Source organism: Candidatus Pelagibacter sp. HIMB123, assembly GCF_052048195.1.
Classification (GTDB): domain Bacteria; phylum Pseudomonadota; class Alphaproteobacteria; order Pelagibacterales; family Pelagibacteraceae; genus Pelagibacter.
The window spans coordinates 1-23,645 of sequence record NZ_JBNAIL010000001.1 but is presented as its reverse complement, the minus strand read 5'-3'; the positions used below and the strand labels follow the sequence as shown (position 1 = coordinate 23,645).

Here is a 23,645-nt window from a genome sequence, read left to right as displayed (position 1 = left end):
TAATGAGTTCAATTGATAATATAAGAAATTTTGCAATAATTGCACATATTGATCATGGAAAATCTACTATAGCCGATAGAATTATTCATAGTTGTGGTGGATTAACAGAAAGAGAAATGAAAGCTCAAGTTTTGGACTCTATGGATATTGAGCGTGAAAGAGGAATCACAATTAAAGCTCAAACCGTAAAATTAAATTACAAAGCTAAAAATGGAAAAAATTATATTTTAAATATTATTGATACACCGGGTCATGTAGATTTCAGTTATGAAGTAAGTAGATCCTTATACGCATGTGAAGGCTCAATTTTGATAGTAGATAGTACACAAGGTGTAGAAGCTCAAACTTTAGCAAATGTTTACCAAGCTTTAGATACCAACCATGAGATAGTACCAGTTTTAAATAAAGTTGATTTATCTGCATCAGATTTAGATAGAACAAAAAAACAAATAGAGGAAGTAATAGGAATTGATACCGAAAATGCAATTCCGTGTTCAGGTAAAACTGGTGAAGGCATAGAAGATATTTTAGAGCAAATTATTACAACATTACCAGCTCCAAAAGGAGAAAGTTCCGCAGATCTTAAATGTTTATTGGTTGATAGTTGGTATGATACTTATTTAGGTGTAGTGATTTTAGTTAGAGTGATAGATGGCAAACTTTCAAAACATATGAAAATAAAAATGATGTCTACTAATCAGGAGTATATTGTTGAAAAAGTTGGGGTTTTTACACCAAAGCCAGTAGACATAAATGAACTAAAAACAGGTGAAATTGGATTTATTACAACAGGAATTAAAGTTTTGTCTGAAACAAAAGTTGGAGACACGATTTGTGATGCTTCAAAACCTTTAAAAGATGCTTTGCCAGGATTTAAACCAAGTAAACCCGTAGTATTCTGTGGACTATTTCCGGTAGATAGTTCTGAGTTTCAAAAACTTAAAGATGGTTTAGCTAAGTTACAATTAAATGATGCAAGTTTTTCGTTTGAACCTGAGTCATCATCTGCTTTAGGATTAGGTTTTAGATGTGGATTTTTAGGTCTACTTCATTTGGAAATTGTAACAGAAAGATTAGAAAGAGAATTTGATGTTAACTTATTAACAACCACACCTGGTGTTGTTTACAAAGTTCATCTAAACAATGAAAACATAATAGATCTTCAAAACCCATCAAGTTTACCTGATCCAACGTTAATAAAATATATTGAAGAGCCTTGGATTAAAGCAACAATTATTACTCCTGATCAATACCTGGGTTCAATCATTAAAATGTGTCAGGATAAAAGAGGAATTCAAACTAACTTAAGTTATTCAGGAAATAGAGCTGTTATCAATTATGAACTTCCCTTGAATGAGGTTGNTTTTTGATTTTAATGACAGATTAAAATCAATGACTAGCGGATATGCGAGCTTTGATTATGAAATAATTGAACACAGGCAAGGAGACTTGGTAAAACTTGGAATTTTAGTAAATGCTGAACCTGTTGATGCTTTGGCTATGATGATACATAAAGATTTTGCCCAAAAAACAGGTAGAGAGGTATGTGAAAAATTAAAAGATTTGATACCACGACATAACTTTATGATTCCAGTTCAAGCTGCAATAGGAGGCAAAATTATTGCAAGAGAAACAATTAAAGGTTTTAAAAAAGATGTTTTGACCAAAATACACGGTGGTGGTGCAACTGATAGAAAAAGAAAACTTTTAGAAAAACAAAAAAAAGGAAAGGCTAGATCTAAACAATTTGGAAGAGTTGAAATTCCTCAAGAAGCTTTTATTGGAGTACTTAAAATAAACAAAGAAAAATAAACGTATTGTGTCAGAAAATAATTTAAAAAAAAAATCAAAAATTTTTGATTGTATAACATTTTTTAAAGAAAACTTTATTTCCAACATAAGATTTGAAATTTTAAATGATATGGTTGATTACTTTGTAATCTGTGAGTCTATTTATGATCATAGAGGTAAAAAAAAAAAATTAAATTTTAAGTTACTTAATGAGAAGTTTAGATCAAAAATTATTTATGTTGTATTGGAGGAAAGATTTAAAAGCCAGGATTTATGGAAAAATCAAGCTCAACAAAGAGAGTATATATTTGAAGGGTTAAAATTGGCAAATGATAATGATTATATAATGTTTTCAGATCCTGATGAAATTCCTAATCCAGAAAAATTAAGAAATTTAAATTTACAAAATACATATGGAATTTTTTTACAAGATTGTTTTTGTTACAAGATTAATCTTTTTAATAAATATGAGTCTCCCTGGGAAGGTACAAGAATTTGTAAAAAGAGAAATTTAAAATCAATTAATCATATGAGACAAAATGTAAAATTAAAGAATTTAAAATACAAATTTTTTAGGCTTGATAAAGAAAGGAATATTCAAATAATTGATAATGGAGGCTGGCATTTTAATAATTTAATGACGGCAGAAGATATATCTTTAAAATTAAAAACTTTTGCGCATAGTGAATTTTCTGGTGAAGAATTTTCCTCTGTTAACATAATAAAAGAAAAAATTAATAAAAAAATTGATTTATTTAATCGTGGTCATACTTATGAAGTTTTAAATTTAGATAAAAAATTACCAAATTATATTTTAAAAAATTTAGATAAGTTTAAGGATTATATTGCATAGAGTTAATGGAGAGGTGGCCGAGTGGTTGAAGGCGCACGCTTGGAAAGCGTGTAAAGGGGCAACTCTTTCATGGGTTCGAATCCCATTCTCTCCGCCAAAATTCAATTATAAAAATTATGATTAAAAAATTTATAAATAGGAAAAGTTTGTTTTATAAACCTTATTTATATTTTAGAATTTTCTGGCTAGAAAAATTTTTTGTTAAAAAAAATTCATATTCTCAATGTGGAGAAGATTATTTTATAACTAAATTTTTTACTAAACAAAAAAAAGGTACTTATTTAGATATTGGAGCCTTTAATCCAATAAAATATAGCAATACTTATCTTTTGTACAAAATTGGTTGGACAGGAATAAATATAGACTTAAACCAAACTTCTATAGATTTATTCAATATTGTTAGACCCAAAGATATAAATATATGTGCTGCTATAAGTGATAAAGAAGAAAATGTTAAAGTAAATATTGAAAATATTTTTAGTACCTCTTAATACTATTTCATTAAATCGTTCAAAAAAATTAAATTCTAAAAGTATTAAAAAAAACTCTTATTATGTTAAATCGCAAAAAATTAATAAAATAGTTAAAAATAAGTTTGATTTACTAAATATCGATATTGAAGGTTTTGATATAAAAGTTTTAAAATCGATCAAATTAAATTTCTATAAACCAAAATTAATTTGTATTGAAATATTAAACTGTAAAAAATTTCATTCTTTAAAAAAATATTTAAACAAACAGAATTATGTTTATATGAGAAAAATGGGACCAAGTTGTTTTTTTAGACTCAAAGGGAAATTATAATTTTTTAAATATATTGATACACAACTGTCTAAAAGCCTTGATTTTAATAGATAATTTAAGCTTTTTTATGATGTTTTCTAATTATAATTGAACATTTTTTATTAAAAAATGATATAATTTTCTTTTTCCAAAACTTAAAAAAATGACAAATAAAAATACATATCAGGCAGATTCCATCAAAGTTCTAAAGGGTCTTGAAGCGGTTAGAAAAAGACCAGGTATGTATATTGGAGATACAGATGATGGAACTGGTTTACATCATATGGTTTATGAAGTTGTTGACAACTCTATTGATGAGGCATTAGCAGGATACTGTAAAAATATTAATGTAAAAATTAACTCTGATGGAACAATTACAGTAAATGATGATGGCAGAGGAATCCCTGTTGATATTCATAAAGGAGAAAAAAAATCAGCAGCAGAAGTAATTATGACCCAACTGCACGCTGGTGGTAAGTTTGATCATGACTCTTATAAAGTTTCAGGTGGGTTGCATGGTGTTGGTGTTTCAGTTGTCAATGCGCTTTCAGAAAAATTACAGTTAGAGATATTTAGAGATGGAAAAAAACATTACATAGAATTTCAAAATGGTGAAGCCAAAGCTCCTTTAAAGGTAGTCGGAAAAGCAAAGCAAACTGGTACACAAATTACTTTTTTACCCTCAAAAGAAATTTTTTCTTCAACGAAATTTAGTGCAAATATTCTTATTAAAAGAATGCGAGAATTGGCATTTTTAAATAAAGGAATTAAAATAATATTTACTGATGCAAGTCAAAAGAAAGAGAAAACATCTGAGTTTAAATTTGATGGTGGAGTTTTAGAATTTGTAAATTTTTTAGATGAAAAAAGAGAAAAGTTACAAAACAAAAATGGAAATGATTTATTTAGAAAACCAATATATATTGAAGGAAAAAAAAATAACATCGAATTAGAGTGTTCATTAAAATGGAATGCAGGATACACAGAAGACATCTTTCCTTACACAAACAATATTTATCAAAAAGATGGTGGAACCCATTTATTAGGCTTTAGAAGCGCATTAACAAGAGTAATAAATAAATATGCCAACGAAAATAATTTACTAAAGAAAAATAAACTAGCAATTTCGGGTGATGATATAAAAGAAGGACTTACCTGTGTGCTTTCAACTAAAATTCCTGATCCAAAATTTTCATCTCAGACAAAAGATAAGCTGGTTTCATCAGAAGTAAGAATGATTGTAGAAACATTAGTAAATGAAAAATTATCAATTTGGTTTGATCAAAATCCGTCTATTGCAAAAATTATTTTAGCCAAAGTTATTCAGGCTGCTATGGCTAGAGATGTTGCTAGAAAAGCAAGAGAAAATGTACGAAGAAAAGGAGCCCTTGAATTAAGTGGTCTTCCTGGAAAATTAGCTGATTGTCAAATTGGCAAACAAGAAGGAACAGAATTATTTATTGTAGAGGGGGATTCAGCTGGTGGATCTGCCAAACAAGGAAGAAATAGATCAAATCAAGCAGTTTTACCACTTAGAGGTAAAATACTTAATACTTATGTAGAAGATTTAAACATGAAAAAAAATGGTAACGGTAATGGAAATGGTTCTGATCATAGAACAAAGGCTTTGTCCAAAATGATTTCATCAAATGAGATCGTTACCTTAATTAATGCCCTAGGTCTGGACCCAAAAGCCCAAGAAATTGATTTGAAGGATTTAAGATACGGAAAAATTATTATTATGACGGATGCAGACGTAGATGGCTCCCATATAAGAGCCCTTCTTTTAACTTTTTTCAATAATAAACCATTTAATAAGTTAATAGAAAATGGTCATGTTTATTTAGCTCAGCCACCGTTATTTAAAGTTAACAAAGGTTCTAAAGGTATTTATATTAAGGATGAGAAGGAATTAGAAGATTACATAATTAACAATAATAAGGAATTAAAAAAAATTAAAAAGGGATCTAAAGATTATTTGAAAAAAATTGATGAAGAAAAATCAAAAATGAATATCCAAAGATTCAAAGGTCTTGGAGAAATGAACCCAGAAGAATTATGGAGTACTACATTGGACCCAGAAACAAGAAATTTACTACAAGTACAATACTCAAAAGATTTCAAAAAGGATCAAAGTTTAATTCATACTTTAATGGGTAATGATGTTGCACTGAGAAAAGATTTTATAGTTTCTAATGCTATAAATGTTAGAAATCTTGATATTTAAAAATGAAGTTCTTTGAAACTTCAAAATATCATTCTTTTAAAAAATCAACTTATATCACTCTAAGATGGATTGGAATTACTGGACAATTACTAGCAGTAAATTTTGTATATTTATTTTTAAATTCTAGTTTTGATTTTATTACTTCAAATTTAGTTATATTTTTAGGAATATTAAGTAATTTATATTTAATTTTTATTTATAAAAAAACACAATTATCAGATAGATCTGCTTTTATCTTCTTGTTTATAGATATTTTACAATTAGGCGTTCTTCTTTATTTGTCAGGGGGAATAACTAATCCATTTGTAATTTTTATATTAATACCAAGTGTTTTTTCTTCATCAAATTTAAGCTTAAGAACTAATACTTTGTTAGTAATATTAACAATAATTACAATCGTATTTTTAACTTTTAATTATCAAGATTTGCCAATTAATTTAAATAGTGATTTTCATAACAATCATTATTTTTATTACTCTATCCCAGTTTCTTTGATTATCGCTTTAGTATTTTTAAATTATTTTGCAATGACGTTTGGTACACAATCTAGATTAAGAAAAGAGGCATTAGGAAAAATGGAAGAGGTAATGGCTAAAGAACATGAGCTTTTATCTTTGGGCGGACAAGCTGCTGCAGCTGCACATTCTTTAGGAACACCACTTTCCACAATAACAATAATTGCACATGATTTAATGAAACAATTTAAAGGTCAAAAAGAATTGGAGAAAGATATAGAGTTATTAAATAGCCAAGTCGAGCGATGTAATGAAATTTTAAAGAGATTAACTTTAAATCCTGTGGAGGAAGATGAATTTATTGATAAAGATATTAACATTCGAGATTATTTGCATGAAATTATCTCTTCATTTAAGGAAATAAGTAAAAAGGAATTTGTTTTCAATTTTGATCAAGATTCAAACCCAAAAAAAATAAGTAAATCTATTGAAATAGTTTATGGATTAAGAAACTTTATAGGAAATGCAAACAAATTTGCCAAAAATTCTATTTTTATTAATTTAAAAAGTGACAGTGAATTTACAGAGCTTACAGTAGAAGATGATGGTAATGGTTATCCGCGAGATATTGTATCGAAAATTGGGGAACCATATTTAAAATCAAGTTATTCGAAAGATAAGTCTAAAGAGGGTTTAGGACTAGGGTTGTTTATTGGAAAAACTTTATTAGAAAAAAATTTTGCATCAGTCAATTGTAGAAATTCGAAAACACGTAGTGGTGCTGAAGTTATTATTAGATGGAAGAATAAAGAATTATTTAATATTTAATGGTATTTGTTCTTTGTTTCAAATAATGAGCTTAATTGAGATATCATGACATCTCCTAATTCATTTACGTCAGTAATTTTAATAGCTTTATTGTAATATCTTGAAACATCGTGTCCAATTCCTATAGCCAAAACTTCAATATCCGATTTATTTTCAATAAATTTTACAATCTTTTTTAAATGTTTTTCCAAAAAATCACCTGAATTTACAGAAAGAGTTGAGTCATCTACAGGCGCTCCATCAGAAATAACCATTAATATTTTTCTTTCCTCTTTTCTCTTTTTTATTCTGTTGTAGGCCCACGATATAGCTTCTCCATCAATGTTCTCTTTGAGCAATCCTTCTTTAAGCATTAGTCCTAAATTATTTTTTGCCTGTCTCCAATGGGTATCTGCTGCTTTGTAAATTATATGTCTTAGGTCGTTCAATCTTCCTGGTGTTTTAGGTTTAGAATTTTTGGTCCATAATTCTCTACTCTGTCCACCTTTCCAATTTTTAGTTGTGAAACCTAAAATTTCAACTTTAACAGAGCACCTTTCTAAAGTTCTAGATAAAATATCTGCACAAATGGCTGCAATAGTGATTGGTCTTCCCCTCATGGATCCAGAATTGTCAATAAGGAGAGTCACTACTGTATCTTTAAAATCTAAATCTTTTTCTTTTTTGAATGACAAAGAATTATATGGATCCATAATAATTCTTGGAAGTTTTGAACTGTCTAATAATCCTTCCTCTAAATCAAATTCCCATGCTCTATTTTGTTTTGCAAGTAATTGTCTTTGAAGTTTGTTCGCAAGTTTTGTAATAATATCTTGGAAGCCGATTAATTGTTGATCTAAACTTCTTCTTAGTTTTGTTGCTTCATCTGCATTTTCTAGATTTTCAGCTTTTACAACTTCATCAAATTGAGTTGTAAATATTTTATAATCTAAATTGATATTATCTATTTTTTTTTGAGCTACTTGCTCAGAGCTTTGTTCATCTGACTCTGTGTCAGACAGCTGTTCGTCAAAGTTAAATTCATCAACACTATAATCAGCATCTAGTGAAGCTTCTGATACATTTTCATCTTTTTCATCTTTATTATCTTCTTTGTCATTATTTTCATCTTCATTTGACGGATTATCTTGTCCTTGATCTTGATTTTCTTCTTTTCGTTCATCCTCATCTTCACTTTGAAAAATGTCCATTTCTTCCAATATTTCTGAAAACTTTGAACTATAAATGTTTTGATCTTCAAGATTTTTAAGTAAAAATTCTTTATGTTTTTCTATAGCGTCCTCAAAGTCTTTTTCCCAAAAATTAAGCATTTTTGTTGTTAGAGGATTTAGCTTAATCTTATGAAAATTCTTAAGCATATATAGTTCGAATGCTTCTGATACAGATACATCCTCTTTAGTTTTTAATTGATCTTTGCGTTTACGATTTATTATTTGATGATAATTTTCTTGAAAATTTTTCTCAATTCCTTTTAACATTTTTCCTCCTAGAGTCTCATAACGTATTTTTTCAGCGATATTATAAAGAGATCTAGAAGATGTATTTGAGGGAAGGTTTTTTTTGTAAATTGTTTCGTTGCAAAATTTTTTTTTCAAAGCAGAAGAATCTGTTTCTGCGCGTAATCTTATAAAATCAGCTGGACTAGTTAAATTATCAATCTCTAGAAAGTTAAATTCTTTTATTTTTTTTTCTTCAGAATTTGTTTTTTTTACATCAAAATCATCAGCAATTACTTTTGCTGTAGAAGTTAAAGCAATTTTGAATTTTTCTTTTAAATTATTTTCTTTAGTGCTCATTAGATTTGAATATTAATCAAAGATTCTGGCAATTCTTCACCAAAACATCTTTGATAATATTCTGCGATAGTATTTTTTTCAATATCATCACATTTATTAAGAAAAGTTACTCTAAACGCGTAACCAGTGTCTTTAAATATCTCTGCATTTTCTGCCCAATGTAACACTGTTCTTGGGCTCATCACTGTTGAAATGTCTCCTGCGATAAATCCTTTACGTGTTAAAGAAGCTACTTTTATCATGTTAGCAACCTTCTCTTTTCCCTTTGCATTATTTAAATTTTTATTTTTAGACAAAACAATGTCCATTTCTCTATCTAGGCTAAGATAGTTTAAAGTTGTAACAATATTCCATCTATCCATCTGACCTTGGTTAATTTGCTGCGTACCATGATAAAGACCTGTCGTATCACCAAGTCCAACGGTATTTGAAGTAGCAAATAATCTAAAAAATTTATTTTGTTTAATTACTTTGTTTTTATCTAGTAATGTAAAATTGCCCTCAGCTTCTAAAACTCTTTGAATTACAAACATTACATCAGGTCTACCAGCATCATATTCATCAAAAACAAGTGCAACTGGATTTTGTATAGACCATGGTAAAATTCCCTCGTTAAATTGAGTTACTTGTTTACCATCTTTAAGAACGATAGCATCTTTTCCAATCAAATCAATTCTACTTACATGACTATCTAAATTTACACGGACACAAGGCCAATTTAATCTTGCAGCTATTTGTTCAATGTGAGTAGATTTTCCAGTGCCATGATAACCTTGAACTAAAACTCGCTTATTAAATGCAAATCCTGAAATAATGGCTAAAGTAGTATCTCTATCGAACTTGTAGTTTTTATCAATTTCAGGAACGTATTCATTTTTTTTTGAAAATGCGTCAACTTCCATTTCTGAATCAATTCCAAAAGTTTGTTTTAGTGAAACTTTAATATCTGGTTCTGTGTTAAGATTTGGTGTCAATTTTTTCTCTATAGGTATTTTTTAATTGGGTATAAGCTAATGTTATAAGTTTAAGTTTTTCCTCGTATTTTTTATTACCAGAATTCATATCAGGGTGAAATTTTTTCACAAGTAATTTGAATTTATCTTGTATTTTCTTCCACTTTAAACCCACAGAAACCCCCAATATTCCAAAAGCTTTTATATCTTTATGATCGAATTTAAATTGACGCATATGATCATAATCTCCATTTATTTTTTCTTTATCGAACTCATCTCTCAAAGTTGTATTCCATAACACTTTGAAAAAATTATCTGAAGAGCTAAAGCTTTGTGTGGGTTTGTGCCAAGTCATGTCAGATTTTAAAAAATCCATCACTTGGTCATCATTCATTCCTGAAAAATAGTTCCAATTTTTATTAAATTCCTTTACATGCTCAAGGCAAAGCATTCTAAATTTTCTGCTATTATCTTTTTCAACTGGTGCCTTATATTCACCTATTTCATTACAATTATTCCAGTCGCAAATGTTTTTCATGATATATAATAACATATATGGATATAAATGAGTTAATTACAATTGTAAAAAATAAATTATTAAATCAAATAAATATTGAAAGTATAAATATTGAAGATAAATCTTTTCTTCATAAAAATCATAAAGGAAATCAAGAAGGAAAATATCATTTAAAATTAATTATCGTTTCTCAGGAACTAAAAAAAATGAATAAAATTGAAAGTAATAAAAAAATTTATAAGATTTTAGATCAAGAACTAAAAGAATCTATTCACTCAATCCAAATTTTAATTAGTTAAAAATTTTTTCAAAAATAAATTTAACTTTTTTTTGGAGTATTGTTTGTTGAAAATTGGCTTACCAATTTTTTTTAACAAAACTAAGTTAATTTTTTCAGAATTATTTTTTTTATCTTTGATCATAAAAGATAAAATCTTATTTAAATCACTGATAGAAAAATATTTTTTTATAGAAGAAGGTAGACCAGAATTATCAATATGATTTATAATTAAATTATATTCACTTTTACTAAGCATGTTTTCCTTAAAACTAAAACTGAGTGCCGTTTTCATTCCAAGTATCACGGCTTCACCGTGATTTAGTTTATGGCTGTAACCTAAGCCTGCTTCATAAGCATGGGCAAATGTATGACCAAAATTTAATACTTTTCTTAATGCTGTTTCTTTTTCATCTTTTTCGACTATCTTTTTTTTAATTTTACAACTTTCATAGATAGCTTTTTCAATAAATGGAGACGAAAGACTTAAAATCTTTTTAAGGTTTTTATTTAAGAAAATAAAAAATTTTTTATTTTCAATTAATGAATGCTTCAATATTTCTCCATATCCACAAACTATCTCTCTTTTTGATAAAGATTTAAGAAATTGAATATCTGAGAGAACCAATGATGGTTGATAAAAACTTCCTATTAAATTTTTACCATACTTAGAATTAACCCCAGTTTTTCCCCCGATTGATGAATCAACTTGAGCTAAAAGAGTTGTTGGAATATTTGCAAACTTTAGGCCCCTTTTGAAAAGACTAGCCGCAAAACCACTTACATCACCTGTAATTCCTCCTCCTAAAGAAATTAAAACATCATTTCTTGAAAAGTTTTTATTTAATAAAACTTCTAGAATTTTATTAACGCTATTAATATTTTTATTTTTTTCATTAGCATTAAAAAATAACACAAAAATATTTTTATTTTTAAAAGACCTTTTAATATTTGAGATAAATTTTTTTGGAACATTTTTATCAACAACAATCAAACATTTATCAAAACCAATTGAATTTGATTTAAAAATTTTTGATATGCTTGATGTTAAATTTGATCCAATAATTATTGGATATTTTTCGGTTTTGGTTACTATATTTAATCTAGTTTGTTTCATAAATTTTTACAATTTCATTTACTATTTCACTTTTAGAAAGATTATCACACTTTATCTCATATAAAGCTTTAGAATAAATGTTAGATCGTTTCTTAATTAAATCAATTAACTCAGCATCGGTTGCATTAATCGCTAATGGTCTTTTTTTACTGTTTTTAATTCTATTTAACAATGTTTTATCATCCCAATTTAGCCAAAAAGATAAATGATTTTTTAAAATTTCTTTTCTAATATTGTTATTTGTAAAAGCCCCCCCACCAAGTGAAATCACAGTAGAGCTTAATTTAAGTTTTTTTAAAGTTGTTTGTTCTTCAATTTTTCTAAAATAATTCTCACCCTTATCTTCAAAGATTTTTTTTATTGTAATGTTTAAATTTTTTTCAATTTCTTTATCGATATCGACAAAATTTAATTTTAATTTTTTAGCTACTAAAGATCCAATAGAGCTCTTACCAGAACCCATCATCCCCAAAAAAACTAGATTTTCTTTTGATTTCATAAGTTTCTTTATTGAAAAAACATAAATATGTCTTAATTTGAAATTATCTAAAAGTATATGCAATTCATTAAAAACACAAGTTCAGGCAAAGTAAGTATCATAGGACTTGTGATTAAATCTATAATCGGATTAGGGGTTATTTTAGGTATTATTTTTTTTCTAAGTACAATTGATTTTCCTGCACCTAAAAAAGAAATTGAAAAAATTATTCCAAATGAAAATTTTAAAATTGTTAAATAAGAAACTTCTTTTAATTAAATTAGTTTGTCTTATTTTTTTTACACCCGCGTTTGCAGAGGAGAAACCAATTGATATTTGGAATATAGAAAAGAAAGATAATCAAGTTATTTCAGAAACAAATATTTCAAGTGAAAATTCTAGTGGCACTACTCAGAATAGTGTTTACGAACTACAAACAAACAAACAAACAGATACTATAAAACTAGATAAAGAATTTTCATCAAAAGAAATTAAAATTGTTGGACTATATGATCCTAGTGAATACGGTTTGAGTATGGATATGTGGTCAAATTCTGATGGAACTAAATTAAAAAATTTATTTCAGAACATTAATAAGTTTAATCTTTCAGAGGATGCATCTGATATAATGCACATATCTTTATTAACCAACGCTTATTCTCCAACTCAAAATATTACTGAGCAAGAATTTATGAGCTTTAAATCTGATTGGTTAATAAAAGATGCAAACTTAGAATTAATAGAAGAATATTTAATTAAAAATCAAATAATAAATTTGCATCCAAATTTAACAAGATATTTGGTAGATACTTATTTATCAGAATCAAACGTAAAAAAATCATGTGAGATTTTTTCTAAAAATTCTGAACCCATTCAAGATGAATATCTATCAAAATTTAATTTATATTGTTTAATTAATTATGGAAAAAATGAAGAAGCACAACTAATCTTAGATTTAAAAAAAGAGTTAGGTTTTGAAGATAGTTATTACGAAAACAAAATAAATTATTTATTTGGATATTTAGATGAGGCAGATAAAGAAATATCAATAAATTCAATTTTAGATTTTCATTTAGCTCATAGAACTAACCCTGAGTTTTCTTATGAACCAAGTGACGATACACCTAAAATAGTTTGGAAATATCTTTCAGCCGCTAATTTACTTTTTAAAATTCAAGATATAGAGATTACTGATGTAGAAAAAATTTCTACAATAGAAAAAGCTGTTAATGATAAAAATTATTCTGAGGAGGAGTTATTCGAATTTTATAAAAAATTCCAATTTAATATTAATCAATTTTTGAATGCAAAAGAGGCATATAAATCTTTATCTTCAATCGAGGGACGCGCTCTTTTATATCAAAGAGCTCTTTTAACTGAAGAACCAAAAATCAAATTAGAATTTATAAAGATATTAAAAGATCTATTTATATCTGATGATATTAGTGATGCTTTTGATTTGGAATTAAAAAAATTTTTAAGTGAAATTAATGTTGAGGATGTGCCATCAAATTTTACAACATTTTATAATAGCAATCTAAATAAGAAAGAGACGGCAGATAAAAAGATTAAATATAATAGTAAAATTTTACATCAATCAAAACTTATAAATTATTTTAATGGGGATTATGCAAAATCTAAAATTGAAGAGGATCTAGATAAATTTTTAAAGAAAATAAAAAAAGATAAAAAATATTTTTTATCAAAAAAAGATATAATTTTTTTAGAGGCACTTAAATCTGATGGAGTTAAAATTTCAAAAAAATATGACAGTCTATATGAGGTGAAGCAATCAGAAATGCCTGCTGATATTCAAACAATGATAGATAATAATGAGATAGGTGCTGCATTGTTGAGAATAATTGAGGTAATTGGACCTGACAAAATTGAAAATATTGATGAAGATACAGTTTATTTTATTATCAACACTTTAAATCAATTAAATGTTGATTTAATTAGAAATAAACTATTGCTAAAAGTTCTTCCTTTAAAAGTATAAAAATTATAATAAAATCAAGTTATGGCTATCAGAACTATAATAACAGAACCTAATAAATTACTTAGGCAAATATCTAAACCAGTAAATTCTGTTGGTAAAGAAGAACAAAAATTAATGGATGATATGCTAGAGACAATGTATGACGCAAACGGAATTGGTCTCGCGGCGATACAAGTTGGTGTACCAAAGAGAATTATTGTGATGGATATAAGTAAAGATGAGAGTAAAAAAGAGCCAAGATATTTCGTAAATCCGGTTATCAAAAATAAAGATCCAGAAAAAGCAACTTATGAAGAAGGATGTCTTTCTGTGCCAAATCAGTTTGCAGAAATAGATAGACCTAGTAAGTGTGAAGTAGAATATCTTGATTACGATGGAGAAAAGAAATTACTAAAGGCTGATGGTCTTCTGGCAACATGTATTCAGCATGAGATGGACCATTTAGAGGGAATCCTATTTATTGATTATCTTTCAAAATTAAAAAGATCAATGATAATCAAAAAATTATCAAAATTAAAATCCACTTCTGTAGAAGCTTAATCAATGCTAAAAAAAATAGTTTTTATGGGTACTCCCATGTTCGCTGTTCCAATTTTAAAATCACTTTATCAAAATGGATATCCTATTTCTTGTGTTTATACACAACCACCTCAAAAATCTAAAAGAGGTCAAAAAATTAACAAGTCACCAATTCAATTAATTTCTGAGACTTTAAATATAGAATTTAGAACACCAAATTCATTAAAAGAAAATTTAGATGAATTAGAATATTTTAAATCTTTAGAGGCAGATTTGGCAATAGTTGTTGCTTATGGTCAAATTATACCTAAGTCATATTTAAATTTAACTAAAAAAGGATTTATTAATATACATGCATCTATTCTTCCAAAGTGGAGAGGCGCTGCCCCTATTCAAAGATCAATTATGAATTTAGATAAAGAGACAGGAATTAGTATTATGAAAATAGGGGAGGAACTAGATACAGGGCCGGTATGTAATATTTATAAAATTAATATCGAAAATAATTTAAATGCTGAAGATATTAATGAAAAGCTATCAAGTTTGGCTGCAGAGAAAATTTTAGATAATATAGATGATATATATGAGGATAAAGCAAACTTTATAGAGCAAGATCACTTATCAGCAACATACGCATCAAAAATTCAAAAAATAGAGGGGCAAATTAATTGGAAAGAGGATGCTAAAATTATAATTGGTAAAATAAATGGACTATATCCAGTTCCGGGAGCTTATTTCATGTTTAACGGTGAGAGATATAAAATATTAAAAGCAGAAATTGGACAAGCGCAAGGAAAACCAGGTGAGGTTTTATCTGACTATTTAGAAATTTCGTGTGGAGACAAAAAATCAATAAAAATTAAAGAAATACAAAGACAAGGAAAAAAGCCTCAAAGTATTGGAGAATTTGTTTTAGGAACACAAATTAAAAAGGGTTCATTTATATAATGAATAGATATCAAATACTTATTGAGTATGTGGGAACAAATTTTAGAGGATGGCAAATTCAAAAAAAGGGCCCAACAATTCAAGGATTAATTCAAGAAAAATTATCAAAATTATTAAAAGAAAAAATTGTTTTACATGGTCAAGGAAGAACTGATGCAGGGGTTCATGCATTTGAGCAATCTGCACACTTTGATTGCAAAAATAAAATAACCGATAAAATTAAATTTTTAAAATCCATTAATCATTTTTTGAACTTAAAAGACATTGCAATTAAAAATATTAAAAAAAGAAATAATAAATTTCATGCGAGATTTTCAGCAAAACAAAGAATTTATAAATACTTTATTTTTAATCAAATAAGCCAACCAATAATTGAAAAAAATAGAGCATGGCATGTTCGTAGGCCTTTAAATTTAGAATTAATGAAAAAGGGTGCAAAAAAGTTATTAGGAACTAATGATTATTCAACTTTTAGATCTTCAAGCTGTCACGCTAAGAGTCCAATTAAAACTATTAAATCAATTAAAATTAAATCATCAAAAAATAAAATTGAATTTCAATTTAGTTCGCAATCATTTTTGCAACATCAGGTTAGATCTATGGTTGGTTGTTTAAAATACTTGGGAGAAACTAAATGGGATTTGAAAACTTTTGAAAAGAGATTTAAGTCAAAAAAAAGAACGCTGTGTGCCCCTCCAGCACCACCAAGTGGTTTATTTTTATTTAGAGTTCTTTATTAATTTATTTTTATTGCTCATAGCAAACTTTTTATCTATTCGCCATCTAGACTCAGCTCTTACAATATAACCACAACAGTTTTTTGATTTACATTTACAAGGAAATTGTTTGTAGTTTTCATCATAACCAAATCCATAATCACAGGTAAACTCCTCACCTTTTTTAATATCTTTGATTGCTTTGACCCAAATTTTCAATCCCTTTCCATCGTAATCACAATTATTATCACAAGAATGATTAATTAAACCTGCAGTATTCCATGGAAAATCCCCATCTAGATCGTATCTTTTATTTATTGTGAATAAATATATTGGTTTACTATTATCGTACTTATCAGAATCTTGTGTTTGTTTTTTTGTTATAAGTTTTCCAACATAATCAATTATTTTGGTTCCCTCTTTAATGTCACGAGTTGCATAAAGCCCTCTACCTTTATTATCAATTCCAGATTTTTTTATTTTATATAATTTCATGAAGATTTTTTATTTAGAGTTTTCTTAAGAATTATCAATTAAATTCTAAAAGAGCATCAACGTGTCTTTTAGTGCTGTCTCGAAGTGCATTTAGGTCATAACCTCCCTCTAAAATTGAAACAACTTTTCCATTACAAAACTTTTTAGAAGTCTCTAATACTCTTTTAGTAATAGTAAAATAATCCTCTGTTTTTAAATTAAATTGAGCGAGAGGGTCATCTTCATGGGCGTCAAAACCAGCGCTAATCAATATAAACTCTGGTCTAAACTCTTCTAATTTTCTTAATACACGGTCAAATACGTTTAAATATTCCTCTGAACTTATGCCAGCTGGCAAAGGTATATTAAAGATGTTGTTAAATTTACCTCTTTCTTGTTCTGAACCAGTTCCTGGGTAGTAGGGATATTGGTGAGTTGATATAAAAAGAACATTTTCATTTTCATAAAAAATATCCTGTGTTCCATTACCGTGATGTACATCAAAATCTATTATTGCAACTTTCTTATATTTATATTTTTTCAACAAATAATTTGCACCAATACTCACTGAATTTAAAATGCAAAAACCAGCAGCCTTATTTTGTGAACTATGATGTCCAGGAGGTCGAACACTACAGAATGCATTTCTAAATTCTTTTTTTTCCACCCCATCAATTGCAGCAATTATTGATCCAACTGCATCGAAGGTTGCGTCTTTGCTTCCAGGTGAAATGATTGTATCGCCATCAAGTGAAGAAAAACCTTTTTTTGGGAAAGAATTTTTTACTAAATTTAAATAATTATTTTCATGTGTGGTTAATAGAATATCATCTGAAACTTTAGATGGTTTCTTCCATATAAGATTTTTATTATTAAGCTTTTTAAAATTTTCTACTATGACTGATACCCTTGCTATTTGTTCTGGATGCCCAGGACCTGTATCATGATTTTGAGATGTATCTGATGTAATTAAGCCAGTTTTCACTTAAAGTAATTATCTAAGATTTTAGTATAAATTAAAGTTAATCTTTTTAAATCGGATAATGACACACATTCTCCTACCTTATGCATAGTTTTTCCTACTAACCCAAATTCTAAACATGGAGCTATTTTTCTTATAAATCTGGCATCTGACGTACCACCAGTTGTAGATAGTTTAGGTTTAATTTTAGTAATTTTCTTAATTGTATTTTGTATCATAAATGTGGTTTTGTTAGGTTTAGTCAAAAAGGCTTCACCAGAAACACTGTATTCAATTTTATATTTTGATTTATTTTTACTACAAATTTGTTTTATTACTTTATTAATTTTGTTCTTTAATTTGTAAGATGTGTGTTTGTTATTAAATCTAATATTAAAGGATGCACTAGCTAATCCTGGAATTACATTATCAGCTGAATTATCAATGTTAATTTTTGTTATTTCTAAATTTGTAGGTTGAAAATCTTTTGTTCCTTTATCAAATTTAACTTCTTTTAACTTTTTGAGTATTTGGACTAAAGCTGTTGATGGATTGTTTGCTTTGTTAGGGTAAGCTACATGACCTTGAATACCAATGATAGATAATTTTCCAGTCATACTACCTCTACGACCAATTTTAATCATTTCTCCTAATTTATTTGGATTCGTAGGTTCTCCTACTAAGCAAAAATCTATTTTTTCTTTTCTTTTCCTCAAATATTCAACAACTTTTTTCGTCCCATTAATTGCAATTCCTTCTTCATCTCCAGTAATTAAAAGACTGATTGAGCCACCAAATTTTTTGTTTTTCTTAGAAAAGTTACCTACCGCGGTAACAAATGCAGCTATTGAGCTTTTCATATCATTTGCACCCCTACCAATTAAGTATCCTTTCTTAACAGCAGGTTTAAAAGGATTAACAGTCCAATCATTCAAATTACCAGGTGGTACTACATCTAAATGACCTGCATAACAAAAATTTGGACTTGCGGTACCAAGTCTTGCGTAAAGATTTTTTACAGGATAACTATTTTTATCTTTGAACTCGAGAATTTTAGTTTTAAAGCCGATTTTTTTTAATTTTTTTTCTAAAAATTTAATAACACCGGCATCAGTTTTTGTAACAGATGGGAACCTAATTAGCTCTTTTGCTAATTGAAGTTCATTAATTTTTTGCATTTTTATTCTCTTAAAAGATCATTAACTGATGTTTTCGATCTTGTTTTTTCGTCAACTTGTTTAATTATTACTGCACAATATAAAGATGGTGCTTGTGGATTGTTTTTATCAGGCAAGGATCCTGGAACTACTACTGAATAAGGTGGAATTTTTCCATAAGTTATTTCACCAGTTTTTCTATTCACAATTTTTGTTGATTGTCCAATATACATTCCCATACTTAGAACAGAACCTTCTCCAACTATTACACCTTCTACTACCTCGGACATTGCTCCTAAAAAAACATTATCTTCAATAATTGTTGGTAATGCTTGAGCAGGTTCTAATACACCTCCAACTCCCGTACCAGCTGAGATATGACAATTTTTTCCAATCTGACAACAACTTCCTGCACGACTAAATGTATCCATCATTGTTCCTTCATCAATATATGCACCAATATTTACATAGCATGGCATTAAAACCGCATTCTTTCCAACGAATGATCCTTTTCTTACTGGTGAATTAGGTACCATTCTAAAACCAGCCTTTTCATGATCTTCTTTTGTCCATCCAGCTGTTTTTCCTTTCAGTAAATGAGCTTTATCATACCAGCTACTGTATGGACCATTTAAATTTTCCATTGGATACATTCTAAAGCTTAACATGATAGCTTTTTTTAGATGTTGATGAGTAACCCATTCACCATTGATCTTTTCAGCTACTCTTGCTTCTCCACTGTCTAAATCATCAATAATTTGATTAACAGCATCCTTTAAAGATTTATCAGAATTTTGGTTTACTTGGTCTTTATTTTCCCAAGCTTCATTTATAATTTTTTCAATACTCATAATTTTTATGAGTTTTTTAATAACCTTATTTCTTTTAAAAATAAAGAAAGATTTTCTATTTTGTAATCAATATACTCTTCATCAGACTCTTTTTTCCCCCAGTATTCGTCATTGATTAACCAAACTGTTTTTGCTCCTCTTTCTTTTCCGATTGATAAGTTTTTTGCAATATCTTCAATGTAGAGTGTCTCTGTTGGATCAATTTGAAATTTTTTGACCATCAGATCAAATGCTTTTGCCTCAGGTTTTGGACTGTACTCAGCATCAACAATGTCAAATACACCGTCAAATTGATCATCAATTCCTAAGTGAGTAGTAATATTTTTAACATGTTCTTTACTACCATTTGTAAACACAAATTTGTTTAGATTAATATTTTCAAGCTCATTCCTTAAAGCAGTATCTTTTTCTAAAAAATCTAAATTAATATCATGCACGTAGTCTAAAAATTCTCTTGGAGGTATATCGTGATGTATCATTAAACCATTAAGACTAGTGTTATATTTATGAAAATAATTTGTTTGTAATTCTTTTGCCTCTTTTAAATCTACATTTAATTTATTCGAAATATATTGAGTCATTTTTTTACTTACTTGACCAAATACTCCTTCAAGATCACTATAGAGCACTCCATCACAATCAAATAATATGTTTTTGATATTTTTTAACTCTTTCATTGTCTTATTAGAGTCCCAGAGCCCTTGTCAGAGAATATTTCCCATAAACATGAATGTGGTTTTGTACCGTTAATTATACCAACTGCTGTTACACCATTATTTACAGCGTCTAAGCAAGCGTTTATTTTAGGTATCATACCTTCTGTGATAGTTTCATCTTTAATCATCTCAAGAACCTCAGATGAAGAAATTTCCTCTATTAATTTTTTATTTTTATCTAGAACACCATTCACATTTGTCATCAATAAAAGTCTTCTTGATTTTAAAGATTTTGCTATGGCCATCGCAGCTGTGTCTCCATTAATATTAAATGTTTGGTTTTCTTTACCTAATCCTAATGGAGAAATTATAGGAATTTTATTTTGATTAATTATATTTAATATTTGTTCATTATTAATCTCATTTGGTATTCCTACAAATCCTAGCTCTTCTGCTTCTGGTATAGTTTTTATAACATTATTATTTTTTGTGTGAATAGAGATTGCCTCTGTGCCTTTGTCTTTTAAAGAATTAACAATGTCATTATTAAAATCAATCAAAACAGATTCAACAATATCAATTATATTTTTATCAGTTACTCTTAGTCCTCTTATAAATTTTGATTGAATATTTGATTTTTCTAGCTCTCTTTTAATTCTAGGTCCACCACCATGAATTACCACAGTTGCAAGGCCTAATTTATTTAAAACACTAAGATCAGTTATAAAATTATTAAATACATTTCTATCAATTAAAACATTTCCACCGTATTTAATTACTATTAAATCATTTTTATATTTTTCAATATATTTAGTTACTTCATTAATTGGTGGCCCATCTTTAGGTAATATCTTTTCAAGGTCCATTTATTATTTTTTAATTAGGTTACAGTTTTAACTGTTGTACGTTTCATTATTACAACCTGCTGAGCCATTGTTAAAATGTTGTTAACTGTCCAATAAATTACTAGCCCACTTGGGAATGGCGCAAGAATTACTGTTAAAAATAAAGGGAAGAACATAAATATTTTTGCTTGCATTGGATCTGTTGGAGCTGGATTTAACTTTTGTTGCACCCACATTGATACCCCCATAGCAACTGGCCATGCTCCAATTACAAGGAAAGAAGGTACGTCATAAGGAAACAATCCAAATAAATTAAATATTGAAGTAGGATCCTTAGCACTTAAATCTTGGATCCATCCATAAAAAGGCATATGACGCATTTCTATCGTTACAAATAAAACTTTATACAAAGCAAAAAATACAGGTATTTGAATTAGAATTGGCAAACATCCAGACATGGGATTTACTTTTTCCTTCTTGTAAAGAGCCATCATTGCTTGTTGTAATTTCATCTTGTCATCTTTGTGTACTTCCTTAAGTCTTGCCATCTCAGGCTGAAGAGCTTTCATTTTAGCCATGCTTCTAAATGAAAAATTAGCAAGTGGAAAAAATGCTACACGAATACAAACGGTAACAGCGATAATTGCTAATCCATAATTACCAAATATTTTAAAGAAATATTCTAAAGCAGTAAACAAAGGACGTGTTAAAAAGTATAAGAATCCCCAATCAATCGTAAGATCAAATTTATCAATTTTTAATGATTCTGCGTATCCATCAATTACATCAACTCTTTTTGCAGCTACTATTACTTGCAAGTTTTCTTCTATAGAAGAGTTTCCAGTTAACTCTAATGGTTCTGTTGTAACAAAGTTTATTCTGTACTTGTTTTTGTAATCCATCGTAGTTTTAAATTCTTTTTCTCTTGGTGGAATTAGAGTTGATATGTAATATTTATCTCCTAGACCTAACCATCCTTTTTGGGCAGTTCTTGAGAATTTTTTCTCTTCAATATCGTCATAATCTTCCTCAATTAATTCCTCGTCTAATGTAGCGATAGGGCCTTCATGAAGAATGTAAAAATCGGTTAAACCTTCTGGGATTTGATTTCTTATAATTTGTCCATAAGAATAGAAGTCATAGTTTTTATCAGTAGAATTTATAACTCTTTGTTTTATTGTGAATAAAAACTTATCATCTAATGCAATTTCTTTTTCAAAAGTGATGCCTTGATCATTAGTCCAACTTAGTTTTATAGGAGATTGATCAGTTAATTTATTATTTCCAGAAACTGACCAAATTGAATCTGCATTTGGAATATCGATATTTTTATCAGTAGTGATAAAACCACTTTCTATTATATACCCTTCTTTAGAGCTTCGTGGTGCAAGAAATTTTACTTTTTCATCACTTTCCAAACTAACATTATATTCTTTGAAAGTTAGATCATCTATTGCAGCTCCTTTCAAAGAAATAGACCCAACAATACTTTGGTTTTCAAATTGAATTCTTTCACTTTGTTGTAACGCTTCTTCTCGAGAAATTTCAGTTACATTTTCTTTTTGATCAAGACTGGGTGCATCTGAATTCTGTTCAGTCTTAGTTTTTTCAGCTGAATTTTCTTTCGTTACAGGAGGTGGTGCAAAAAATAGCGAGTATAATATAATTACAGCAGCTGATAAACTTATGGCAGCAATTATATTTCTAGTTTCCATTATTTATTATCTTTTATTTCTTTTTTAACTGGATCAAACCCTTCGCCACCCCCTAAAAATTTTATTGGATGGCAGGATAAAATTCTTTTTATACTAATAAATAAACCTTTAAAAAAACCGTACTCTTTTAAAGCATCTATGCTGTATTCAGAACATGTTGGTAAATATCTACAAGAATGACCCAATAATGGACTAATTAAATATTTATATGCTTTGATAAATTTAATTAAAATTAAAGTAATTATATTCATTATTTTATTTTTGCAAAATCCTGAAAAAGAGTTTCTTTTATAATTTTGTATTCATTATTTAGCATAGAAGACTTAGCTATAACAAGAAATGAATAATCAAAGTTTATCTCTACTTTTTTAACAGCTTCATTCATAATGTTTCTTAATCTTCTTTTAATTTTATTTCTCTTTACCGCATTACCAATTTTTTTTTTAGTCACAAAACTGATATTTAGTCTTTTTTTATCTTTATTTAATAATTTTCCAAAAAAAATACTTACATATTTATTGGTAATCTTTTTTTGTTTAAGTAAATTTTTAAATTCTTCGTTTTTTGAAAGAGCAAGTATTTTGCTTTTCATTATTCTATACAGAAACAGTTAGTGATTTTCTTCCTCTTGCTCTTCTTCTAGCCAAAAGCTTTTTACCACCTTTAGTTTTCATTTTTGAACGAAATCCGTGTTTTCGAGCTCTTTTTTTATTTGAGGGTTGATAAGTT

General features: G+C 28.0%; 26 protein-coding genes, 1 tRNA gene and 1 pseudogene. 13 read left to right on the top strand and 15 right to left on the bottom strand.

The features are described 5' to 3' along the window. Positions 1 to 2 precede the first annotated feature (2 nt). From lepA to ACTTBL_RS00110, 7 genes and pseudogenes are all read left to right on the top strand, one after another. Positions 3 to 1,812 (top strand): annotated as a pseudogene (gene lepA, locus ACTTBL_RS00140) (translation elongation factor 4). A 7-nt stretch (positions 1,813 to 1,819) separates the two neighbouring features. Continuing rightward, positions 1,820 to 2,644 (top strand): glycosyl transferase family 17, encoded by an 825-nt coding sequence (locus ACTTBL_RS00135; RefSeq protein WP_440643077.1) that lies wholly within the window; start codon positions 1,820 to 1,822, stop codon positions 2,642 to 2,644. Positions 2,645 to 2,651: 7 nt separating this feature from the next. Then, positions 2,652 to 2,741 (top strand) — tRNA-Ser (locus tag ACTTBL_RS00130). A 19-nt stretch (positions 2,742 to 2,760) separates the two neighbouring features. After that, complete coding sequence (locus ACTTBL_RS00125; RefSeq protein WP_440643076.1) at positions 2,761 to 3,135, top strand: hypothetical protein; 375 nt, start codon at positions 2,761 to 2,763, stop codon at positions 3,133 to 3,135. Continuing rightward, complete coding sequence (locus ACTTBL_RS00120) at positions 3,110 to 3,448, top strand: FkbM family methyltransferase (protein WP_440643075.1); 339 nt, start codon at positions 3,110 to 3,112, stop codon at positions 3,446 to 3,448. Before ACTTBL_RS00125 ends, ACTTBL_RS00120 begins: the two co-directional genes overlap by 26 nt. Positions 3,449 to 3,590: 142 nt before the next feature. Next, positions 3,591 to 5,654 (top strand): DNA gyrase subunit B, encoded by a 2,064-nt coding sequence (locus ACTTBL_RS00115; protein WP_440643074.1) that lies wholly within the window; start codon positions 3,591 to 3,593, stop codon positions 5,652 to 5,654. A gap of 2 nt (positions 5,655 to 5,656) precedes the next feature. Continuing rightward, positions 5,657 to 6,937: an ActS/PrrB/RegB family redox-sensitive histidine kinase gene (locus ACTTBL_RS00110; RefSeq protein WP_440643073.1), complete on the top strand. Its 1,281-nt coding sequence runs from the start codon at positions 5,657 to 5,659 to the stop codon at positions 6,935 to 6,937. On the opposite strand, the gene ACTTBL_RS00105 is transcribed toward ACTTBL_RS00110, so the two are convergent. Genes ACTTBL_RS00105 through ACTTBL_RS00095 form a run of 3 tightly spaced genes read right to left on the bottom strand, consistent with a single transcriptional unit; the run spans position 6,934 to position 10,224 of the window. After that, the gene (locus ACTTBL_RS00105; RefSeq protein WP_440643072.1) at positions 6,934 to 8,733 is read right to left on the bottom strand and encodes a cobaltochelatase CobT-related protein; all 1,800 of its coding nucleotides are present in this window, start codon (positions 8,731 to 8,733) and stop codon (positions 6,934 to 6,936) included. The two genes, ACTTBL_RS00110 and ACTTBL_RS00105, sit on opposite strands and share 4 nt — an antisense overlap. Then, positions 8,733 to 9,707, bottom strand: coding sequence for a cobaltochelatase subunit CobS (gene cobS, locus ACTTBL_RS00100; protein ID WP_440643071.1), 975 nt, complete (start codon positions 9,705 to 9,707; stop codon positions 8,733 to 8,735). The genes ACTTBL_RS00105 and cobS overlap by 1 nt, the downstream gene beginning before the upstream one ends. Continuing rightward, the gene (locus ACTTBL_RS00095) at positions 9,691 to 10,224 is read right to left on the bottom strand and encodes a J domain-containing protein (protein WP_075504420.1); all 534 of its coding nucleotides are present in this window, start codon (positions 10,222 to 10,224) and stop codon (positions 9,691 to 9,693) included. Before ACTTBL_RS00095 ends, cobS begins: the two co-directional genes overlap by 17 nt. 17 nt (positions 10,225 to 10,241) lie before the next feature. Between ACTTBL_RS00095 and ACTTBL_RS00090 the strand changes: the two genes are divergently transcribed. Then, a complete protein-coding gene (locus tag ACTTBL_RS00090; RefSeq protein ID WP_440643070.1) occupies positions 10,242 to 10,502 on the top strand; it encodes a BolA/IbaG family iron-sulfur metabolism protein in 261 nt (86 codons plus the stop codon). Here ACTTBL_RS00090 and aroB read toward each other — a convergent pair. Together aroB and ACTTBL_RS00080 are read right to left on the bottom strand one after the other, a co-directional pair. Next, positions 10,491 to 11,597, bottom strand: coding sequence for a 3-dehydroquinate synthase (gene aroB, locus ACTTBL_RS00085; protein ID WP_440643069.1), 1,107 nt, complete (start codon positions 11,595 to 11,597; stop codon positions 10,491 to 10,493). The two genes, ACTTBL_RS00090 and aroB, sit on opposite strands and share 12 nt — an antisense overlap. Continuing rightward, positions 11,584 to 12,096 carry a shikimate kinase gene (locus tag ACTTBL_RS00080; protein WP_440643068.1) on the bottom strand — a complete coding sequence of 171 codons (513 nt, stop codon included), beginning with the start codon at positions 12,094 to 12,096 and terminating at the stop codon, positions 11,584 to 11,586. Before ACTTBL_RS00080 ends, aroB begins: the two co-directional genes overlap by 14 nt. Before the next feature lie 57 nt (positions 12,097 to 12,153). On the opposite strand from ACTTBL_RS00080, the gene ACTTBL_RS00075 reads away from it, so the two are divergent. The 5 genes from ACTTBL_RS00075 to truA are packed head-to-tail and all read left to right on the top strand — an operon-like array spanning position 12,154 to position 16,281. Beyond that, positions 12,154 to 12,336: a hypothetical protein gene (locus ACTTBL_RS00075; RefSeq protein WP_440643067.1), complete on the top strand. Its 183-nt coding sequence runs from the start codon at positions 12,154 to 12,156 to the stop codon at positions 12,334 to 12,336. After that, complete coding sequence (locus tag ACTTBL_RS00070) at positions 12,311 to 14,074, top strand: hypothetical protein (protein WP_440643066.1); 1,764 nt, start codon at positions 12,311 to 12,313, stop codon at positions 14,072 to 14,074. Before ACTTBL_RS00075 ends, ACTTBL_RS00070 begins: the two co-directional genes overlap by 26 nt. 21 nt (positions 14,075 to 14,095) lie before the next feature. After that, positions 14,096 to 14,614 (top strand): peptide deformylase, encoded by a 519-nt coding sequence (gene def / locus ACTTBL_RS00065; RefSeq protein ID WP_440643065.1) that lies wholly within the window; start codon positions 14,096 to 14,098, stop codon positions 14,612 to 14,614. A gap of 3 nt (positions 14,615 to 14,617) precedes the next feature. Continuing rightward, complete coding sequence (gene fmt, locus ACTTBL_RS00060) at positions 14,618 to 15,541, top strand: methionyl-tRNA formyltransferase (protein ID WP_440643064.1); 924 nt, start codon at positions 14,618 to 14,620, stop codon at positions 15,539 to 15,541. Continuing rightward, entirely contained in the window at positions 15,541 to 16,281 is a 741-nt protein-coding gene (gene truA / locus ACTTBL_RS00055) for a tRNA pseudouridine(38-40) synthase TruA (protein ID WP_440643063.1), read from the top strand. The genes fmt and truA overlap by 1 nt, the downstream gene beginning before the upstream one ends. Here truA and ACTTBL_RS00050 read toward each other — a convergent pair. The 10 genes from ACTTBL_RS00050 to rpmH all read right to left on the bottom strand — a co-directional run. Then, positions 16,261 to 16,752: an SET domain-containing protein gene (locus ACTTBL_RS00050; RefSeq protein WP_440643062.1), complete on the bottom strand. Its 492-nt coding sequence runs from the start codon at positions 16,750 to 16,752 to the stop codon at positions 16,261 to 16,263. The two genes, truA and ACTTBL_RS00050, sit on opposite strands and share 21 nt — an antisense overlap. A 34-nt stretch (positions 16,753 to 16,786) precedes the next feature. Beyond that, complete coding sequence (locus ACTTBL_RS00045) at positions 16,787 to 17,716, bottom strand: histone deacetylase family protein (RefSeq protein WP_440643061.1); 930 nt, start codon at positions 17,714 to 17,716, stop codon at positions 16,787 to 16,789. Beyond that, positions 17,713 to 18,870, bottom strand: a complete 1,158-nt coding sequence (gene dapE, locus ACTTBL_RS00040) for a succinyl-diaminopimelate desuccinylase (protein ID WP_440643060.1) — start codon at positions 18,868 to 18,870, stop codon at positions 17,713 to 17,715. Before dapE ends, ACTTBL_RS00045 begins: the two co-directional genes overlap by 4 nt. Before the next feature lie 2 nt (positions 18,871 to 18,872). Next, the gene (dapD, locus tag ACTTBL_RS00035; RefSeq protein WP_440643059.1) at positions 18,873 to 19,700 is read right to left on the bottom strand and encodes a 2,3,4,5-tetrahydropyridine-2,6-dicarboxylate N-succinyltransferase; all 828 of its coding nucleotides are present in this window, start codon (positions 19,698 to 19,700) and stop codon (positions 18,873 to 18,875) included. A gap of 5 nt (positions 19,701 to 19,705) precedes the next feature. Next, positions 19,706 to 20,377 carry a pyrimidine 5'-nucleotidase gene (locus ACTTBL_RS00030; protein WP_440643058.1) on the bottom strand — a complete coding sequence of 224 codons (672 nt, stop codon included), beginning with the start codon at positions 20,375 to 20,377 and terminating at the stop codon, positions 19,706 to 19,708. Continuing rightward, the gene (gene argB, locus ACTTBL_RS00025; RefSeq protein ID WP_440643057.1) at positions 20,374 to 21,222 is read right to left on the bottom strand and encodes an acetylglutamate kinase; all 849 of its coding nucleotides are present in this window, start codon (positions 21,220 to 21,222) and stop codon (positions 20,374 to 20,376) included. The genes ACTTBL_RS00030 and argB overlap by 4 nt, the downstream gene beginning before the upstream one ends. A 14-nt stretch (positions 21,223 to 21,236) precedes the next feature. Then, positions 21,237 to 22,916: a membrane protein insertase YidC gene (gene yidC, locus ACTTBL_RS00020; protein WP_440643056.1), complete on the bottom strand. Its 1,680-nt coding sequence runs from the start codon at positions 22,914 to 22,916 to the stop codon at positions 21,237 to 21,239. Further along, positions 22,916 to 23,167, bottom strand: coding sequence for a membrane protein insertion efficiency factor YidD (gene yidD / locus ACTTBL_RS00015; protein ID WP_440643055.1), 252 nt, complete (start codon positions 23,165 to 23,167; stop codon positions 22,916 to 22,918). Before yidD ends, yidC begins: the two co-directional genes overlap by 1 nt. Then, positions 23,167 to 23,508 (bottom strand): ribonuclease P protein component, encoded by a 342-nt coding sequence (gene rnpA, locus ACTTBL_RS00010; protein WP_075484842.1) that lies wholly within the window; start codon positions 23,506 to 23,508, stop codon positions 23,167 to 23,169. The genes yidD and rnpA overlap by 1 nt, the downstream gene beginning before the upstream one ends. A gap of 4 nt (positions 23,509 to 23,512) precedes the next feature. Then, positions 23,513 to 23,645 (bottom strand): 50S ribosomal protein L34 (gene rpmH / locus ACTTBL_RS00005; RefSeq protein WP_440643096.1); only part of this gene is annotated, 133 nt, incomplete at its 5' end.

Excerpts from the sequence above, each read along its gene's own strand:
- ACTTBL_RS00125 (WP_440643076.1), top strand. The coding sequence starts at position 2,761 with ATGATTAAAAAATTTATAAATAGGAAAAGTTTGTTTTATAAACCTTAT.
- ACTTBL_RS00115 (WP_440643074.1), top strand. The coding sequence starts at position 3,591 with ATGACAAATAAAAATACATATCAGGCAGATTCCATCAAAGTTCTAAAG.
- ACTTBL_RS00110 (WP_440643073.1), top strand. The coding sequence starts at position 5,657 with ATGAAGTTCTTTGAAACTTCAAAATATCATTCTTTTAAAAAATCAACT.
- ACTTBL_RS00105 (WP_440643072.1), bottom strand. The coding sequence starts at position 8,733 with ATGAGCACTAAAGAAAATAATTTAAAAGAAAAATTCAAAATTGCTTTA.
- ACTTBL_RS00095 (WP_075504420.1), bottom strand. The coding sequence starts at position 10,224 with ATGAAAAACATTTGCGACTGGAATAATTGTAATGAAATAGGTGAATAT.
- ACTTBL_RS00090 (WP_440643070.1), top strand. The coding sequence starts at position 10,242 with ATGGATATAAATGAGTTAATTACAATTGTAAAAAATAAATTATTAAAT.
- aroB (WP_440643069.1), bottom strand. The coding sequence starts at position 11,597 with ATGAAACAAACTAGATTAAATATAGTAACCAAAACCGAAAAATATCCA.
- ACTTBL_RS00080 (WP_440643068.1), bottom strand. The coding sequence starts at position 12,096 with ATGAAATCAAAAGAAAATCTAGTTTTTTTGGGGATGATGGGTTCTGGT.
- ACTTBL_RS00075 (WP_440643067.1), top strand. The coding sequence starts at position 12,154 with ATGCAATTCATTAAAAACACAAGTTCAGGCAAAGTAAGTATCATAGGA.
- ACTTBL_RS00070 (WP_440643066.1), top strand. The coding sequence starts at position 12,311 with ATGAAAATTTTAAAATTGTTAAATAAGAAACTTCTTTTAATTAAATTA.
- def (WP_440643065.1), top strand. The coding sequence starts at position 14,096 with ATGGCTATCAGAACTATAATAACAGAACCTAATAAATTACTTAGGCAA.
- fmt (WP_440643064.1), top strand. The coding sequence starts at position 14,618 with ATGCTAAAAAAAATAGTTTTTATGGGTACTCCCATGTTCGCTGTTCCA.
- truA (WP_440643063.1), top strand. The coding sequence starts at position 15,541 with ATGAATAGATATCAAATACTTATTGAGTATGTGGGAACAAATTTTAGA.
- ACTTBL_RS00050 (WP_440643062.1), bottom strand. The coding sequence starts at position 16,752 with ATGAAATTATATAAAATAAAAAAATCTGGAATTGATAATAAAGGTAGA.
- dapE (WP_440643060.1), bottom strand. The coding sequence starts at position 18,870 with ATGCAAAAAATTAATGAACTTCAATTAGCAAAAGAGCTAATTAGGTTC.
- dapD (WP_440643059.1), bottom strand. The coding sequence starts at position 19,700 with ATGAGTATTGAAAAAATTATAAATGAAGCTTGGGAAAATAAAGACCAA.
- ACTTBL_RS00030 (WP_440643058.1), bottom strand. The coding sequence starts at position 20,377 with ATGAAAGAGTTAAAAAATATCAAAAACATATTATTTGATTGTGATGGA.
- argB (WP_440643057.1), bottom strand. The coding sequence starts at position 21,222 with ATGGACCTTGAAAAGATATTACCTAAAGATGGGCCACCAATTAATGAA.
- yidC (WP_440643056.1), bottom strand. The coding sequence starts at position 22,916 with ATGGAAACTAGAAATATAATTGCTGCCATAAGTTTATCAGCTGCTGTA.
- yidD (WP_440643055.1), bottom strand. The coding sequence starts at position 23,167 with ATGAATATAATTACTTTAATTTTAATTAAATTTATCAAAGCATATAAA.
- rnpA (WP_075484842.1), bottom strand. The coding sequence starts at position 23,508 with ATGAAAAGCAAAATACTTGCTCTTTCAAAAAACGAAGAATTTAAAAAT.